This window comes from Paenibacillus sp. FSL K6-1217 (assembly GCF_045040735.1).
GTDB lineage: Bacteria > Bacillota > Bacilli > Paenibacillales > Paenibacillaceae > Paenibacillus_AQ.
In genome coordinates, this window is the sequence record NZ_CP150271.1 from 742745 (window position 1) to 761077 (window position 18333).

General features: G+C 42.4%; 14 protein-coding genes. All 14 read left to right on the forward strand.

What is annotated here, in order from left to right; translation table 11 throughout:
* Positions 1-226 precede the first annotated feature (226 nt).
* The 14 genes from MHH28_RS03015 (at position 227) to MHH28_RS03080 (ending at position 18186) form a co-directional block, all read left to right on the forward strand.
* A complete protein-coding gene (locus tag MHH28_RS03015) occupies positions 227-1921 on the forward strand; it encodes a hypothetical protein (RefSeq protein WP_405111604.1) in 1695 nt (564 codons plus the stop codon).
* 16 nt (positions 1922-1937) lie between these two features.
* Positions 1938-3347 (forward strand): GBS Bsp-like repeat-containing protein, encoded by a 1410-nt coding sequence (locus MHH28_RS03020; protein WP_405111606.1) that lies wholly within the window; start codon positions 1938-1940, stop codon positions 3345-3347.
* Positions 3348-3380: 33 nt separating this feature from the next.
* Positions 3381-4028, forward strand: a complete 648-nt coding sequence (locus tag MHH28_RS03025) for an FG-GAP repeat domain-containing protein (RefSeq protein ID WP_405111609.1) — start codon at positions 3381-3383, stop codon at positions 4026-4028.
* Between the two features lie 111 nt (positions 4029-4139).
* A complete protein-coding gene (locus tag MHH28_RS03030) occupies positions 4140-5387 on the forward strand; it encodes an FG-GAP repeat domain-containing protein (RefSeq protein ID WP_405111612.1) in 1248 nt (415 codons plus the stop codon).
* Positions 5388-5429: 42 nt separating this feature from the next.
* On the forward strand, positions 5430-7631 hold the full coding sequence (locus MHH28_RS03035) for a hypothetical protein (protein WP_405111615.1): 2202 nt from the start codon (positions 5430-5432) through the stop codon (positions 7629-7631).
* A gap of 57 nt (positions 7632-7688) precedes the next feature.
* Positions 7689-8735, forward strand: a complete 1047-nt coding sequence (locus tag MHH28_RS03040) for an RICIN domain-containing protein (protein WP_405111618.1) — start codon at positions 7689-7691, stop codon at positions 8733-8735.
* A gap of 64 nt (positions 8736-8799) precedes the next feature.
* On the forward strand, positions 8800-9972 hold the full coding sequence (locus MHH28_RS03045) for a hypothetical protein (RefSeq protein ID WP_405111621.1): 1173 nt from the start codon (positions 8800-8802) through the stop codon (positions 9970-9972).
* 37 nt (positions 9973-10009) lie between these two features.
* Complete coding sequence (locus tag MHH28_RS03050; RefSeq protein WP_405111623.1) at positions 10010-15478, forward strand: RHS repeat domain-containing protein; 5469 nt, start codon at positions 10010-10012, stop codon at positions 15476-15478.
* Positions 15479-15491: 13 nt separating this feature from the next.
* Positions 15492-15698, forward strand: a complete 207-nt coding sequence (locus MHH28_RS03055; protein ID WP_405111626.1) for a hypothetical protein — start codon at positions 15492-15494, stop codon at positions 15696-15698.
* Between the two features lie 85 nt (positions 15699-15783).
* On the forward strand, positions 15784-15993 hold the full coding sequence (locus tag MHH28_RS03060) for a hypothetical protein (protein ID WP_405111628.1): 210 nt from the start codon (positions 15784-15786) through the stop codon (positions 15991-15993).
* A gap of 52 nt (positions 15994-16045) precedes the next feature.
* Entirely contained in the window at positions 16046-16669 is a 624-nt protein-coding gene (locus MHH28_RS03065; protein ID WP_405111631.1) for a DUF4279 domain-containing protein, read from the forward strand.
* A gap of 258 nt (positions 16670-16927) precedes the next feature.
* The gene (locus tag MHH28_RS03070; RefSeq protein WP_405111633.1) at positions 16928-17485 is read left to right on the forward strand and encodes a hypothetical protein; all 558 of its coding nucleotides are present in this window, start codon (positions 16928-16930) and stop codon (positions 17483-17485) included.
* On the forward strand, positions 17482-17697 hold the full coding sequence (locus MHH28_RS03075; RefSeq protein WP_405111636.1) for a hypothetical protein: 216 nt from the start codon (positions 17482-17484) through the stop codon (positions 17695-17697). The genes MHH28_RS03070 and MHH28_RS03075 overlap by 4 nt, the downstream gene beginning before the upstream one ends.
* A 261-nt stretch (positions 17698-17958) precedes the next feature.
* Positions 17959-18186 (forward strand): hypothetical protein, encoded by a 228-nt coding sequence (locus MHH28_RS03080; RefSeq protein WP_405111639.1) that lies wholly within the window; start codon positions 17959-17961, stop codon positions 18184-18186.
* The last annotated feature ends 147 nt before the right edge of the window (positions 18187-18333 follow it).

The following is an 18333-nucleotide window of genomic DNA, read 5'->3' on the forward strand; positions in this document are numbered from 1 at the left end:
TAAATTCAATACCGAACCACATGGGAGTATCTAATCCATGTGGTTTTTTTGAATCGGAATAGTGAACTCCTCATTACAAAGATCCGAAAAATCTAAATGTGACTAAAATATTACCCGATCGACAAAACGAGTTATAATTCGACAAAATACAACCATTCTCAACGTTGGTCAACTCCCTTATGATGGTTGAGGAAGTTCTTGGAGAAAAGAGAGTGAGGGAATTATAATGCTGAGCAGCAAACCTAAAATAACTTTCTATTTAACACTATTGATCATTTCTACACTATTCATTAGCGACTCTGTGGCTATGGGTGCTGGAGGAAAGTCGTACTATTATGATACCAATGGGAGATTAGTAAACGAGGCATTGCACTCCAATGAGATTATGGAATATCAGTATGATTTAAATGGAAATGTCGAGCGGAAGTTTAGAACGAATAATATGCTCGTAAATCCGAATTTTGAGTTGAATGCTAGTAAAGCCACGGATATAGCCAGTGGTTGGGACAAATGGAGCGATACGGGAAGTACCTTGTTTCAAGTAATCCCGGCGTCAGTAGTGTCTAAGAGTGTGGCACAGAAAGTTTCAGCCTCGGGGATGAGGCTTGGTACTGCAGCATGGCTATTTCAGGATGTTTCCGTTAAGGGGAACTTGTCGGTTCTGTTTAATGGCGATGTTAGTATCGAGAGTATTAACAAAGCCAAGGTGTCCTTATGTATCCAATATTTCGATGCAGCCAATACGCTGCTGTCTCAAAAAACGGTTGATTACCCCTCTGGAGCTCTAAGTAGTTATATGACTTTATCCTTGACAGATATCACTCCTCCTAATACAGTTCGTGCCAGAGCCCATGTAGGGATCAGAACGGAAGAAGGGGGAGGAAGCGGTGCTTTTTATGTGGACAACATGGCATTCAGATATGACACTGCAGGCAATATATTAAACAACCCTAGCTTTGAAAATAATCTATCCGGCCAAAAGGAAATTGCTGAAAGCTGGTCGCGATGGTCCGACTCAGGAGGAAGTCTATTACAAGTAGTCTCTTCCCCTGTGACTTCAGGTGTAAGAGCTCAGAAATTGACAACGCCAACCATGAAGTCTGGAGGTGCGAGTTGGTTATTTCAAGATGTAGCCGTTCAACCTAATGTCCCCATTTCAGCAAGCGGAAATATCTGTGTGGATGAGCTGTCGTCCGCGAAAGTTTATATTGTTATCCAGTTTTTTGATGAAAAGAATAAATTCTTAACTCAGCAAGCAGTGGAATATCCTACAGACATGTTCAAAAAGTATATGACGCTAGCTCTAAATACAACACCGCCATTGGATGCGGTTAGAGCCAGATTACATGTTGGGATTCAAGCAATTGCTGAGGGAGGCAAGGGAGCCATTTATGTTGATCATATGGGTTTAAGTCATGATCCGCAAAGGAATATGTTATCTAATCCAAGCTTTGATACTATTTCAACTGCAAATGCTGGTATCGCAGACAGCTGGCAGACGTGGTCTGACACCGGGAATCATACTTTTCAAGTTTTGTCCCCTTTTCAAACAACAAACACCTATGGGCAAAAGTTCTCTAGCGTGAATATGAAGAAGAACGGAGCAGCATGGCTGCTGCAAGATGTAGTGATAAGCGGAAATAAGTTATTCGAGTTCAAAGGCAATATTTTAGTCGAGAGTGCGGTGCAGACAAAAGTTGCTTTAGCTATACAGTTTTTTAATCGTGATGACGCTCTACTCTCAGAGAAGTACGCTGAGTACCCAGCGGGGGTCCTGCAGAAATTCTCTATGCTGTCATTAGCTGAAAAAACTCCCTCCAGCGCGGTTAGGGCAAGGGTACATGTGGGATTGCGATCAACCGCAGCGGGCGGGAGCGGGACCTTTTATGTGAATCAAATGATATTAAAATATAGTGAATAATGGAGCGTGCAATTTCGTGAGTCCGAAAACGTTGAAGCTTGTAAAGAAGATCTGCCTCCTGTCTATCCTGATCTTAGGATATGCAGCTTCCTCTGCCATTGCTGAGGCATCCAGTACAAACCACATTGTGATTGATGCCCCTGGCTCAACTCCGCATCGCATATACTCCTATAATCAAGGGCGACTGGATACAGAAATTCTGCCGAATCGCTCAATGATTCAATATACATATGATGCTAACGGAAGTCTGGTCAAGCGCAGCCGGGTGAATTCATCCGAGCCTTATGTCTTCGACCTCTCCTCAGTATCCTATGATATCTATATCCGCGGGCTTCATCCCGGTATTCAGCAAGTACATTTTCCAACATGGACGGCCTGGAACGACCAGGATGATGTGGAGTGGATCGTAGGGGGAAAACTGGCCGATGGAGTCTGGAAAGGAACTGTAGTTTTTAATAGACATGGTGGAGAGACAGGTACATATATTACACATATTTATGCGGATGGGAAAATTGTTAGCGATGTAGGTGCAGAAGTCCGGAACAACGGAGTGACGATTACAGCACCTGAACAAGCTTCGCTGGCTGACGGGTTCTATACTGTGCAGGCTAATGGTATACCGGAGAGTATCAAAGAGGTGCGCTTCCCTACGTGGACAGAGCATATGGGACAAGATGACTTGGTCAATCCCTGGATAACAGGTGAAAGACTTGCAGACGGATCTTGGAGAATTAAGATACCGTTCAGTACACACAACTTTGAAATGGGAAATTATATTACACACATTTATTCATTTGACCGGTATGGGAACAAGACAGGAGTGGGCGGCAAAGTAGTCAATGTGGTAGGCGGAGCAGGGGGATCTAAAGAGACAGATCTGTCCGGTGTTTCGTATGATGTATTTATCTATGGATTAGATCCATCTATACAGATTGTACATTTCCCAACATGGACGGCTAACAATAATCAGGATGATATTGAGTGGATTGAAGGTGTCAAAGTCGGAAACGGCGTATGGAAAGCAACGGTCGTGTACGCCAAACACAATTCAGAGACAGGCAGGTATATCACACATATCTATTCCAGCGGCCGCTTTCTTGGAGCTTGGGAATATGATGTCACTAATTCACAGACATTGAAGGCACCCGTAAATGCGAAGATCAGTGACGGTTACTATGAAGTCTCTATTGATGGAATACCGGCTAGCGTAACTCGCATGGAATTCCCAACATGGACGAATCATAACGGACAAGATGATCTCAATTGGTATCAAGGAGAACGGGAGAGTTCGTCCAAATGGAAAGTTCGGATTCCTTTTGCTAATCATGGGAATGAAACTGGGTTTTATATCACACATCTCTATGCCAGTGATGGATACGGAAACAGCCGGCCTGTTGGAGGAGTTACAGTAAATGTTAATCGTTAGTGAAATGATAAAGGATTGGAGGAAATAGATAACATGAAAATTGGAAGGGATTTAAAAATTCTAATTTGTATCATTGTATCTTTGTCTCTTATAGTAAAGCCTTCACAGGGTACGGCTGCCTCAGTAGATCAAGTATTTAGAACCGTGGATAAAGGCGGAACCATATACAACTACGATCCGACTGGAAAATTAACGGAGACTCAAACCCTTAATGCAGTTGTCAGAAACAAATACGACTTGAATGGTAACATGGTAAGCCGAAAGTCGGTGGCGAGAAGCCTGACACAGTGGCAGTTGGGAAACGGTCTTGGCTCCAATACTCGTTTTATCAATGATGTGAACGGTGATGGGAAGGCGGATGCGGTTCTCTTTTTTAAGGATACAGGAACATGGTATGTCTCTCTGTCGAATGGTCAAGGAATTAAGGGGTTCCAGAGATGGATTACCGGCCATGGAGTGGGATCGGATGCTCAACTGTTAGCGGATGTGAACGGAGATGGTAAAGCGGATGCAGTTATCGTGAATTACGGAAGCTGGTACGTGGCATTGTCCAGTGGGAGCGGTTTTGAAGGCTATAAATTATGGGTCTCCGGCCATGGAGTTGGGGCCAGTGGCTTATTTCTGGCAGATGTGAATGGAGACGGCAAAGCAGATGCAGTTATCGAAAATAGCGGAATCTGATATGTATCACTTTCGTCAGGTCAAGGATTTCAGGCCTACAGCAGATGGATTGAAGGATATGGTGTAGGAGCTACCAAAGAGTTCTTAGCTGATGTAAATGGGGATAGCAAGATGGATGCCGCTGTTTTCTACGAGCAAGAGGGTTCTTGGTACATAGCGTTATCCAATGGAAAGGGGTTCGAAGGGTACAAAAAGTGGATAGAAGGCTATGGTGTTGGTTCAGCGGATCAGCTTCTGGCTGATGTGAACGGAGATGGCAAAGCAGATGCTGTAATAATAAATTACGGGAATACGTATGTAGCCTTATCAGGAGGTAGTTACTTTAAAGCATATACCAAATGGTCAATAGAAGGTGCTGTGGGGCAAAACACTTATTGGCTAGCTGATATCAATGGGGATCACAATACTGACGTTGTTCAATATAGTGAGGATGGTATGAAATGGAGCGTATCTTTATCTAATGGTTACAGCTTTCTGAAGAATAAGGATTGGACACTGGAAGGTGGATCAGAGGTTCACACCCAATTTACATCTGACGTGAACGGTGATGGGAAGGCGGATGCGGTTCTCTTTTTTAAGGATACAGGAACATGGTATGTCTCTCTGTCGAATGGTCAAGGAATTAAGGGGTTCCAGAGATGGATTACCGGCCATGGAGTGGGATCGGATGCTCAACTGTTAGCGGATGTGAACGGAGATGGGAAAGCGGATGCGGTTATCGTGAATTACGGAAGCTGGTATGTGGCATTGTCTAATGGCAGTGGGTTTGAAGGTTATAAATTATGGGTGGCTGGGCATGGAGTTGGGGCCAGTGGCTTATTTCTGGCAGATGTGAATGGAGACGGCAAAGCAGATGCAGTTATCGAAAATAGCGGAAGCTGGTATGTATCACTTTCGTCAGGTCAAGGATTTCAGGCCTACAGTAGATGGGTTGAAGGATACGGTGTAGGAGCTTCCAAAGAGTTCCTGGCAGATGTAAATGGGGATAGAAAAGCAGATGCCGTTGTATTTTACGAGCAGGAAGGTTCTTGGCACATAGCATTATCCAATGGCAGGGGCTTCGAAGGGTACAAAAAGTGGATAGAAGGCCATGGCGTTGGTTCAGCAGATCAGCTTCTGGACGATGTGAATGGCGATGGAAAAGCGGATGCTGTGATTATTAATAGCGGAAATTGGTATGTAGCATCATCAACTGGAACCAGCTTTACAGGCTATGCACCTTGGATTGTGGAGTTTGGTGGTGTCGGTTCAAAATTATACCGGCTAGCAGACATTGACGGGGATAGCCGTCTGGAAGCAATAGTAATTACTACCGATGACTCTTGGTATGTGTGGGATTATTTATCTGGTGCTAATTGATTAAAAATGAAAATAGGCGGGAATAAGGAGCGAGACATTTCTATGAGCTTCAGGATAAAAAAGAAAATAATATATTCTCTTGCCTTAAGTCTAGTCTTTAATTTAGTTGGTATCTTTAATTCTGAATATATTACGGCGGATGCAAGCATGGGGAAAGGCAATTTAATTAATAACTCTGGTTTTGAAGTAACTACTAATGGTAGTAGCATAGCTGATAACTGGGTCTCACATGGGATAGGGAGTTTCGAGGTGACCAGCTCGAAGGTTTCTGGAGGAAGCAAAGCACAGAAGGTCTCCATTAGCAATATACCGGTAAATCATTTTGCTGGAGTAAGCCAAACCTTATCGGTGAAACCCGGGCAACGGTATAATATGAACGGGCGATTTTATATTGAAAGCATCTCCAATGCTAAAGTGCAATTATACGCAGATTTTTTTAATTCCGGCGCTTTTGTAGATAGTAAGATTTATGAATTGCCTGCTCAGGGTACTGGACAATTCGTTACTTTAGGAGGAAATGGTAGTGTTCCTGAGGGAGCTACAACGGTTGTGATTTATGCTTTGATTCGTTCTAGTGCTGCTGTCAATTCTGGTGCTTTTATTACGGACAATATTTCTTTTCAGTATACTAATGATACTAATCTAATTGTTAATTCAGACTATGAGAATTTTTCAAACACGCTTGCCAACTCAAACGACTGGGATTATACGAACTCTTATAACCCAACATTTAGTTCCGTTGCTTATCCTTCGTTAAGTGGAGCCAGAGCCCAGAAAATCAAAGTCTCGTCTCTCCCGGTTAATGGATATGCGGGTATCTTGCAAAAAATCAAGGTCGATTCGGGGAAGTCATTCCAAGCAAGTGGTGCATTGTTAATAGAAAGTCTAGCGAATGCCAAGGCGCAAATCTATATTGATTTTATGAGCTCCTCTGGAAATTATACGGGGACGACTATTCTCGAATATGCTAAACCGACCAATGGCATATATATGACATTATCTGATACAGGTCAAATTCCTAAGGATACCACTTATGCTGTTATATACGTAATCATTCGAGGGACAGGGAACAATGGTTCAGGAAGCATGTATGTGGACTCTTTGAATTTTCATTATACGAATGAACCCAATCTATTTAACAACGGGAACTTCGAAGCACCTGGTTCTAACGGCTTAGGAAGCGGGTGGTTGCCCAGTTACGGGAATGATAACCCTACCTACAGATTAGTTTCGGAAAGCTACGGGAATACCGTTCAGCAAATCGATGCATCTAATATAAAAGCTAATGAGTATGTTGGAATAAGCCAGATGTTAAAAGTTGTACCTGCTAAAAAGTATACGATGAGCGGCAGATTAAAGGTGGATCGTATCAGCAATGCCAAAGTACAGCTGTATGCAGATTTTTTTACAGGCTCAGGTGCATTTATTGATGCGAATATCGTAGAATTGCCTGCCATCACTCAAGGAGGATATATCACAATATCTAATACTGGATCAGTACCTTCTAATGCTGATTACGCTCGTATCTACGCTATCATACGTGCGACTAATGGAGGCGGGGCAGCAAGTATTTATATAGATGATATGAGATTCAGTTATAGTTCCAACTTATTGGATAACGCTGACTTTGAAGTAAGTAATTATGGGTCAGAAACACCGCTGAACTGGACCATTCATAAGCCTTTAGGAGTAGAGGATGAAATACGGTTGGTTGAGAATAGTCCGGCTAAGGGTGTAACTACTAATTCTTATTCGGCAGCGGGACGTTTGCTTAATCAGACGCTTGTACAAGGAACCCAGACTTATAATACATTTTACAAATATGATCTGAACGGAAATTTAACGAAGAAATCAACGGTGATAGGTACACTAGAGGCATTTCATGATCAAAAGTCAGTGGAAGTCAGGGGATTCGGGATTCCGGTTAATCAATTTGTTGGCATCTCTCAGACTCTACGTGTAATTCCTGATAAGTCTTACATGGTTACAGGGAAAATTAATATTAGCATGTTGAATCAATCCAGAGTGCAGATGTATATTGACTTTTATGCTATGGATGGGTCATTCGTCTCCAGCAGTATTAAAGACACCACTGAAGCGAATGGAAAGTATGTGTTACTGACGAATGAGGGGGTCATCCCAAGTAAAGCTGTATTCGCAAATGTATATTTTCTAATCAGATCTGCAGGAGATTCTGGGGCGGGGACGTTCTATCTTGATTCGGCTAGCTTTGATTATAGATGAAATTAGGAAGTAAGGGGTGATCACAATTGCACAATTCAATGGATGGGGAGATAACTTATGAAAAAAATTGCATTAGTTTTTTTAGTATTTGCTTTATTTATTAACTCTCAGACTGCCATAGCAATGAAATACACCTATTCCAGAACAGGTGGGTTAAATCTAATACGAATATCAGAAGAGAAGTATATGAATTTTCAGTATGATAACAACGGCAATTTAATTGGAAGGAAAAATCTAAATTGTAAACCATCTGAATACAAACTGTTGAATGTGAATAGCAATAAAGCACTAGATGTGTACGCTGGAAATACTGTGAACGGGACCAAAATTCAAATTGAAACAGATAACGGGACAGATGCACAGCGATGGTTGCTATGTTATGCAGAAAACAACTCTTTTAAGGTGATCAATGTTAATAGTGGGAAGGCACTAGATGTAGCAGGTGGAGAAACTTCCAACGGGACAAGGGTTCAGATATGGAACGATAATGGAACCGCAGCTCAGGTATGGCGTGTAGTTGAACAAGGGGACGGTTCATTTGAACTAATAAATATACATAGCGATAAAGCTCTCGATGTTGCAAATGGTGATACAGCGAATGGAACCCCAGTACAGATATGGGCCTCTAACGGAACAACTGCTCAGAAGTGGAGACTCATTAAAACGATTAGTAATGGAGCAGAATACAAAATATTAAATGCTGGTAATGGAAAAGCCTTGGATGTGACAGGGGGAAATACTACTGACGGTACTCCTATTCAGATATGGACCCGTAACGACACCGCATCCCAAAGATGGAGAGTCTATGATACTGGGGGCAATAACTATAAGTTAATCAATGTGATTAGCGGCAAGGCACTGGATGTGAATGGTGGAGGTACAACTAATGGTTCTGCTATTCAAATTTGGACGGAGAACGGTACAACCGCTCAACAGTGGAAATTCAAAGAGAATGCAGATGGATCAATTAGTTTCATCAATGTAAACAGTAATAAATTGCTTGATATTACAAATGGAAATAATGAAAACGGTACGCCCCTCCAAATATATGAGGATAACGGAACAAGCTCGCAAAGGTGGAGATTAATCAAATATATTGATTAGGGAACAGTTATTATTTAATACTTAATTCTAGATAGGAGTGTGTTTTTCTTTGAGAAGGATCTTCTTGATATTTCTATTTTTATTAACTTTAGGTGCTAGTCATGCTTATGCTTATCCCATTAATGAGAATATCAATGGAGGGTTTGAACAGGATCAGAACAACAATAACCTTCCTGATTTTTGGGAAACCGTTTGGAGAAATGGAACTAGCGTCGGCTCCAGCGCTTCAAAAGAAAGTTTCGAACCCATTGAAGGAAAATATCATTTCAGATTATACAATGGTAGTGGAGATAAGAATTCATATATGTATGCTTTATCGAATCCGGTTACTATCGAAAAAGACCATTTGTACAAAATTAATGCTTTTATGAGATATACTCTCCCTGTTGGAAGAGCAAGCATAACGATCATCGAAACTGACCGCTATAAGAATATTGTATATGAATCCAATCGTTCCTTCTCTAACGGCGGATGGCAATGGCATGATATTACCATATATCTAGCCCCCAAGGACAATACAGAATACATACAAATCCGCTTTGAAGTAGGCGGAGAAGAAAAAGCCTATTTAGATATCGATAAGGTCAATATTGATTCTATTGAAATTAACGAGAGCTTCGAAGATGATCTGAATAACAATAATCTACCGGATTTTTGGGAATCAGCATGGAGAAATGGAACGAGTAGTCAATCCAGTGTCTCAAAACCAGGTTATGAGCCTATTGAAGGGACCTCCCATTTAAGAATGTACAGTGGGACGGGAGATCCGCAATCCTTTGTTTATGCGCTGTCAGATCCTATTCCAGTTAGTAGTGGATATTCTTATGATATGAGTGCCTTTATGAGGTATACCTTACCAGAAGGAAGGGCGGAAATAACAATTATTGAAGTGGATAGCAATGATAGTGTTGTTACCGAGTATGAGAGGAGTATGAATAACGGCGGATGGAAATGGCATTATCATTCAGTTTTAATTACTCCTAACTATCAGACCAGTTACATACGAATACGTTTTGCGGTAGGGGGAGAAGAGAGAGCTTATTTGGATGTTGATCAAGTTTCTTTGAAAAGAGTTGCAAATCCAGCGGCATGGAAAATAGATATACCGAGTCAAAATCAAATACGCTACTTCTATGATGCTAACGGCAGGCTTCAATATGTGCTGCTGAATAATGGGAAGATTGTAGCATTTAAATATGACAGAAATGGATCACTGATTAAGAAAGAAGCATTATAACTAAATTTATTTAAAGCGAAGATTAGGAGAGTTACTAATGAAAATATCAGATTTATCTAAAAAAATTATATTGTTCTTGCTGTGTTTTGTTTTAATATTGCCAGATGAGCCTATGTTTGCGCAAACTAGCAAAGCAGTGATAGAACAGAAATCCGGACAGACACAAGACATCGACCCATGGGACAGTATGAGGAATCCCCAGAAGCCTGTAGATAATGGTCAACCATTGACCACTCAGGAGGTTGTGGAACCGACACCTCTCGATCTGCCACAGTTTGATGATGATTCGTTGGCTGAGGGCACAGATACGGCGTTGCGCCAAAACTCTGTTGTAGCAGATACCTATGAATCGGCAGACCCGACCCAACTTGAGATTCTGAAGCTAAAAGCGAAAACGCTGGAAAAGCAAGGTCTTCTACCGGCTAACGGAGCTTCCATGCAGCGGGGATTATCCGATGCGAATATCTCCAAGGCGTCCGATAAGAACTTATCCATCGAAGTGATCAAGGAGTTGGACCTGCGGGGGGCTACCAGGCTGGAATTTTACTGGATGAACCTGTTGTTTCAAGACCATCCGGATTGGAATCTGCCCGAGGTATGGGATTGGAAGCAAGAGTCCGGTTATGATTGGGAGACCATCTACAACAACCCAGCCTTATTCACAGCTTCTTCCTCACTTCAATTGAAGCGAAACGTAACCTCTCAGGTATATCAAGAAGAGGCACAGGATTGGAGTCCGGCAAGTGTAACTTCAGAGGTATATAATTCGCTGGAAGTGTCCAAGAACAGTTTAAGCTTTGCGGCTGTGAGCATGAGAGCCTTTGATAATGATGTGGACAACGTCACCAAAAACCGGTTGCAGGCTCAAATTAATCAGACCGGCAAGCCTCAATATGGAGACCGTTACAATGCGGGAGAATTCGTGGACCCCGTTACTGGCTCCCTGAGCTGGAAGCAGAATCAGATTCATCTGCCGGGAAGAGACGGCCTGGATCTGGATATTGGAATAAGGTATAGCTCCAACGAAGCCATGGCCTTCTATACGTCCAGCGACTATAATCCTAACTTCAACAGCTACGATGTGACAACTAGCCTATATAATTCGTCTGTTCTGGGAGCAGGCTGGTCCTTCCAGTTCCCGTACATTCAGAAGATTGGGGATTATAACTATTACTATCACGATGGCAACGGTAGTGTCTACCCTGTCGGTGATGGGGGTGGACTGTCGAGCTACACCCAACTGATAAATTATGAGGGCAAGGACAAGCGCTACATCTGGGAAACCTCGGTTTGGGAGAATGAATTCAGCAACGGTAAAATTGGCTCCAAGCACTATATTGAATATGCCGACAAAAGAAAAGAGTACTTCGACCGCGATGGGAAGTTACTCGGGATCAAAGACCGGTTCGGCAATACCATTACCTTCAAATATGAAGGACCGAACTCTTGGCAGCTCTCCTCCATTGTGGATTCCGTAGGTAGAGAAGTGAAGTTTACCTACGAAGATAACCTGATGAACAGCAATTTTAATGGGGAAAATGTAAGTATTCAAGTATTCGACGAGAACGGACGTCCCAGTGAATCAGTCATGCTAACCAAGGGCCGGCAAGCGATTAAAGTCAACGAACTTCAAACTTATGTACCCTTTCTGCAAAAGGTGACCAATCAAAAGGGGGATAAAATCTATTTTGACTATCAGCACGAGTTGGCCAGATACAATCCGCAGGGCATTAACCGCAACTATGAGAACAAGAATTACTATGCACTCTTAAAGAAGATTCAATTTCCGAATTCAAGCTCAGAATATAGCTACGACAAAGTCGTACGCAATCTTCCTTATGAAGATTCGGTAGAAGAATTCCGTATTAATTCCCGGAGCGATCATACTGGACTCAAAGCCTATAACCAGTATAAATACACCTATTGGAAAGATTATACGGGGGAACATTTCACCCAATGGCCGGGTCATCTCCCTGACGGTTATCAATACAGCACCAGTGTCATCCAGATCAGTGACTCAGCAAGCAATGGAACGACAGCGCTAAGAGTATTCGATAAAGATAACAAGCTACTGCGGACCGAGACTCAAGCACCGAATGGAGAAAAGAAAGTAGTCAATAACACTGCGTTCGATCCTACCTTTATCCATCGGCCGGTAAAGACAACTCTATCCGATTACGGAGTAGGCGACAGTGAGCAAACGGCGAATCACCTGTACACTGAAACGGTTTACAATGAGTGGGGCTCTGTTCACAAGGAGACATCACCGCTAACCTGGGAACAGTTGAACAACGCAGCCGTCAAAGAGCATTACACCACTACGTATGACTATGAGCCTAATTATCAATTTATCCGTGCCAAGACGTGGTATCAGAATGTATCCGATGTTGCACCGCGCAGCGAGACGTATACTTACACTGGAGACGGGCGTCCAGCACAGAGCGTCAATGCCATGGGGGAAGAAACCCGCTACAGCTATAGCTACGACTCCAGCAAGGTTGTAGTGGTACAAGCTGAAACCTGGGCCAATGGGCAGTGTGTCGCTACTGTCATCACCCGATACGGGCCGGAAAGCAAAAATGCGTATCCGACCGAACAGCGTCAAATGCAGAATCCCGGCGGTGGAGACAGGCAAGAAGTCATCACCAAGATGAGCTATGACCTGGGAACCGGGTTGCTGAGGAAGATGACAGATGGATTGGACCGTGTAACATCCTATGAATATGATCCGCTTGGTCGTCCCACCAAGATTACTTATCCCGAAGCGTTGAACGGTAATGGTAGCCGCTACACCCGGACTGAAGAATACAGCTACATGTACTATAGTCCAGACGGACTGGATGCGTTCAATGCAGGTACCCCGACCCTGCGGGTAGGAACCAGCACCAAACTGACCGAAGTGGCGACCGGCAAGCAGTCGTTCACGAGCGGAGAAACGTATTACAATGGGCTGGGACTGCCTATTCTAGAAAGTAACTGGGATGCCTTTGGTGCAGTATCGGTCATGAAGCAGTATCATTATGACGATCAAGGACGTCCGGTATACATGATGGACCCGGAAGGAAATATCGTGACCGTTGGCTATGATGCCTGGGGCCGTCCAAATGAATCTAAGGATGCCTTCGGCAATCGCATGATCGCAGAGTACCAGTTGAAGGCCCGTCAGGATGTCAGCTACCTAGTTCCAGCCGATGGCAGCGGAAATCTTAATTATATTCATCAGCAGTATGACCCATTAGGTCATGTAACCCAGCAAGTGACGTATAAAGACTGGCCTCAGAATACACAGCCCCTGACTGAAGACTATCAATACGATCTGGACGGGAATATCACGGCGTACACCGATGCGAACCGAAGCCGGAACAATGAAGGAGTGACCACTTCCTATCGGTATGATGCGCTGGGACGGTTAACATCCGTTAAAGATGCGCTTAACCAGACCACCCAGTACACCTATGACGGGACCGGACAGATTAAGGAGGCGTCGATCCAGGCGTTGGGAGGCGTAGCCCAGAAGATTTTCAGCAAAGGATTCAACGGGCTGAGTCAAATGACGATGAAAGAGGACCCCTCTTCTCAAAGGGAAAGCCTGACATATAATGAACTCGGACAGCTTGCTACCCGTACCGACCGGAATGGGACGTCGTTTACTTATGACTATGATGAGTGGGGACAACCTAAATCAGTGAAATTGGCAGGCGCTGGAACAGTAGCTCAGCAAAGTCTGGAGACAAAGTTCCGCATTAGTGGCAGCAGCATCTGGGATACCGTCACCGAAAAAAATGGCGGACCGGTAAAAGCGACACATACACAATGGAATGACAGCCTGAACCGTATCCGGGCTATATATGAAGAAGTGAACTGGAACGGAGCCGTTCACAACGCGAATATCACGAACACCCTGGACCGTATGGGCCGATATACACAGGTTAAGGATGCAAACCTGTCGTTCTCTACCAACTTCCAGTATGATCGGAGTCGGTTGTTGAAGGTACAGACCAATGGTGCGTCTGCTCTTAATGGAGCAGCTTCAGCGAATGCAGAGTATCGGTATTATCCGAATGGACTGGTGGAATCAATCACGTATCCGACGCTGGCAGATGGAAGCCGTCTGGTCACGAGATATACGTACAACAAAGCCCTGAACTGGGTTGAAACGGTAACGAACGAGAAGAGCGGTGTGGTCCTGTCGAAGTTCGACTATGGTTATGACAACAACGGCAACATCATAAAGGTAACTGAGAAGCGGCTAAATGAGGATGAACGGGTGACCGCCTATACCTACGATGCACTGAACCGTCTGCTGACCCTCAACCAATCTAATGGGGCGCGTGACGCCTATACTTATGATGTGCGCGGAAACCGCTTGACCCTGGAAAGCAGCGCCACGCTGAGTGCAGAATCAACGGAGACCAGCTATCAGTACGATTTGGAGAATACACTGACCGGACTGACCAAGGGAACACAGAAGACTGAGTTCGCTTACTATGCCAATGGTCTGCGTGTAGCCAAAGCGACCGGTGCCAAGAAAACAGAGTACAACTACAATTTCAACGGTGAAGTTATCTCGGAAGTGAAGAGCGGCAACGGAGCCTCGGAACAGTCCAATTACGTACGCGGCGACCGGGTACTGGTGAAGAAGGAACAGAAGACAGGCAAGGATTATTACTACCTATATAATGGACATGGCGATGTGGTGCAGATCGTAGATACCACGGGTAAGATTGTGAATAACTATGTGTACGATGAATGGGGCAACATCACCAGTCAGAAGGAAGAAATCTCGAACTCCTTCAAGTATGCCGGTGAAATTTATGACGAGGAGACTGGGCTCTATTACCTGCGGGCGCGCTATTATGATCCGAGTATGGGGCGGTTTTTGAATGAGGATACTGTTGAGGGGCAGATTGATAATCCGCTGAGTTTGAATTTGTATACGTATGTAGAAAATAACCCTCTTATGTTTAATGATCCAAGTGGTAATGTTAAAATGAGAGTTGATGGTAATCTCGCGCTTGAATTTTTCGGGATTACGTTCTCAGATTATCATCCTGATAATACAATAGTATGTAGAGGATCACTAACCTATGAGAGAAGTAAGGATAAAAAAAATCTACAAAAACATGAAAGGTATGTCGTTGATTTGTTGTTAGAGATGGGTAAGGATGTTTATTTAAATCCAGAGGCAAAGGGAGAATCTAAGCAGTATGATTTTAAAGTTGAAGGGTATTATAAGGTTGAATTAAAAACAGCTTTTCCTGAAGGTAGGAAGTTTAAACTAAGTAGTGCATTTACAGCTATAAAATACGGAATAGAGGACCAAAAAGCAAACGTTGTTATATATGATTTAACATTTTATAATGTTGAATACGAACTTACGGATATTATTAATCTTAATTCTGAATTGTACAATTATTTTGGAGATAAACCTTTTAGATATGATGTTCAAATTTGGACAAATGAAGGGATATACTTTTTTAGTGATAGAAAACCAACAATTATTTAGAAGGAGGGGTTTAATGGATAACAACGATATATTTATGAGTGGTTACATAAATAAAGTTATTAAAATCACATTTCTTGATAACTTATATGTGACGGGAACGTACGTTGATTATTGCTATTCTACCAATGTTGTGGTTTTAGTACCTGAGAACGGACATGGGAATGCTCGTCTTTTGATTCCTATGACTGCAATAAAAACTATAGGTCCCTGGCTCTATTGATTTATATCAATTTTTGTAGGAGCAAGATTTGCATTATTTTGTGCATATTTGAGACGAAAGTTAATTTATTGATAGGAGGATTATAATGGAGGAAAAAGAAATATTTATGCAGGGTTATTTAGATAAATATATTAAGATAACATTTCTCGATAATTTACATGTAATAGGGATGTATCTTAATTTTTACTCATTCAATAACACTATCGTTATCATGCCCGAGGAAGATCATGATGATACACGCCTGCTAATTCCGTTAAGTGCAGTGAAAACTATTGAGCCATGGCCGATTGATTAGTGTTCATCTAGGATAAAAAATGGGTTAGACCACGTGTGAGCCTAAACACTCCATGTGGTCTTTATCATTTAACAATATGGCAAGGCTTCAGCAGGACTACGAATTAGCAACACTAACATATGGATACTATTCCATAGAACCTGATCTGGTTTTAGTAAAAAATGTGAGTAAAGAGGAAATTGAATTTGTTGTGAAAAGATTATTTGAACAGAACTATTTTGAATATATACAGCCAATCGATGATGAGAATATCTATAGTCATTTTGAAATAAAATTGCAAAAAACGAATGTGAATATCGAGTTCATAATTTCAGGTGAAAGCTTTGACCCTAAACTTGTATCAACAATTTTTGGGCTGGATGAAGAGGGACATTATTTAAAAGGGGATAAGCTTTCTACTAGAGCCAGTGAGTTATCGCGCGGAGAAACTTGTTGGTTCTACAGTATCGGGTACAGTGAGACATATGATGTTAATTTGCAGATGGAGAAGATACTAGACATTTTTGAGAGCAAAGAAAATACTTTGATTAAGATGAAAGAAGAACTAAATCTGAATTATAAGTTGGTTGTATCAATACGCATAGAGAATGGTGAGATTCCTTCTATATACTTTTGCCAGAGAGTTATTTCATTTTCAAGTATGATACAAGCTGACATGGATATCGATATTAACTAAAATCGTGCCAAAATCCCCCTCTTTATGTTTTGAAAAATAAGTAAGGAGATAAATACCATGGACAAATACGATGATTGGATAGAGCAGTTTTATAAAGCGCAGAGGGGTTATAACTCTTTAACATCATTTCATTTCACCCGGACCTGCAAGGTTGCATTACATGCGGGTATCATACTAAAGAGGCTACAAGCTGGATATTGCAGGAACTGTATTGGCGCTTGATTATCTGTAATGTATATAGGGAACCAGGAGGAGGGAATGAAGATACAATTAAGACTAGAAAAACTATGGAAGAGGGCACGTATAGAAAGAAGCTACTTTAGTCTGGAGAAAATATCAGATAGATTTATTTTGGTGAAAATAGTATTTGACTATGATAAGGTGAAGGATTATTACGGGAGACTGGTATGGTGTTTTTATGATGAAGCTGAACCTCTCATTATTTACTTTGATAAAAGCAGGGAAACTTATACAAGTGAAGAAGTTTTGCTCCCTAATGAGTTGACATTTTTTGTTGACTCATTCTCAGATAAGTTTGTAAATTATCCGCAGGTAAGCACCTCCGGGCTTCCCGCTTTATCTTTAACATCAGTGGAAAGGATGGGTGATGACTTTCTTGTTGAGGAGAGAGGCGAGTTAACAGTGGCTTATAAAGACAACAGCATCTATTGCCTATTGAATGCAAGTCAACCTGACGAGATTGTACAAGTGGGAGAGAATATTGGTTTTTATTTCTCTAACAAAATGCTGTCTGGAATTAAGCTGCAGTTAACCGATCATGATAAACTGCTACTCCAGCAGGCCCATTTAATTTGACTAATACAGATTTATGGAGCGAGGTGATCCTAATAGCTGCTAATTTCAATATAGTCCTATATTCTAGAGACCTCATTGCCCCGGATAAGTTGCTGAGAATTGTGCGAGACAAGGGTTTTGCACCTGCCATCAATCATATCGAATCAATAAGAAATTGGGAATATGAAGATTTGAAAACCCACATGATTCAGGGACTGCTGGCAGCCGCTTAGGAAGAAGGAATCTATCTAACAAGTATTGCAATCAATACGCAACATTTAGATTACTTAGACGATATACTTAATGAACGTAACCAGCCCTTCTATGATGCACTATCAAACCTATTGTTATCTACCAAACTGACGAATGATTTCCTTGTTGCCGCATTAGGTGTGGAAGTGGTGGTAAACTACCATACCGACCCAAATAAGATGATGTGCAATAGTCACAACGTGCTGAAATGGATATTTAACACACCAAAGGAGGCTCCCGAAATGTCCCTATCCCGACAACAACTAATCGAACTCGTAACCAAAATAGTCAACGCCGAAGGAACGGAGGCGGAGTTGGACCAATGGCTGGAGATCGTAGCGAGCAATGTGGCTCATCCCGGCGTGAGTGATTTGATTTTCTGGCATGAGCCGGAGCTTACGCCGGAGGAGATTGTGGATTCTGCGCTAGGTTATCAGCCGATTGTGCTGCCGCCCCCTGCAGAGAGTTAACTCGCCATTCACCTTGCGACTAATGATTGCGAGGTTTTTTCAATTACACAGTACCCTAATCCCCAATTTCGCCAAGTGTGAAAATGGTGCGCTAATTGCTGACAAAATTCCCGCATAATCAACCATTTTCTCTCACAGCACGGGCGA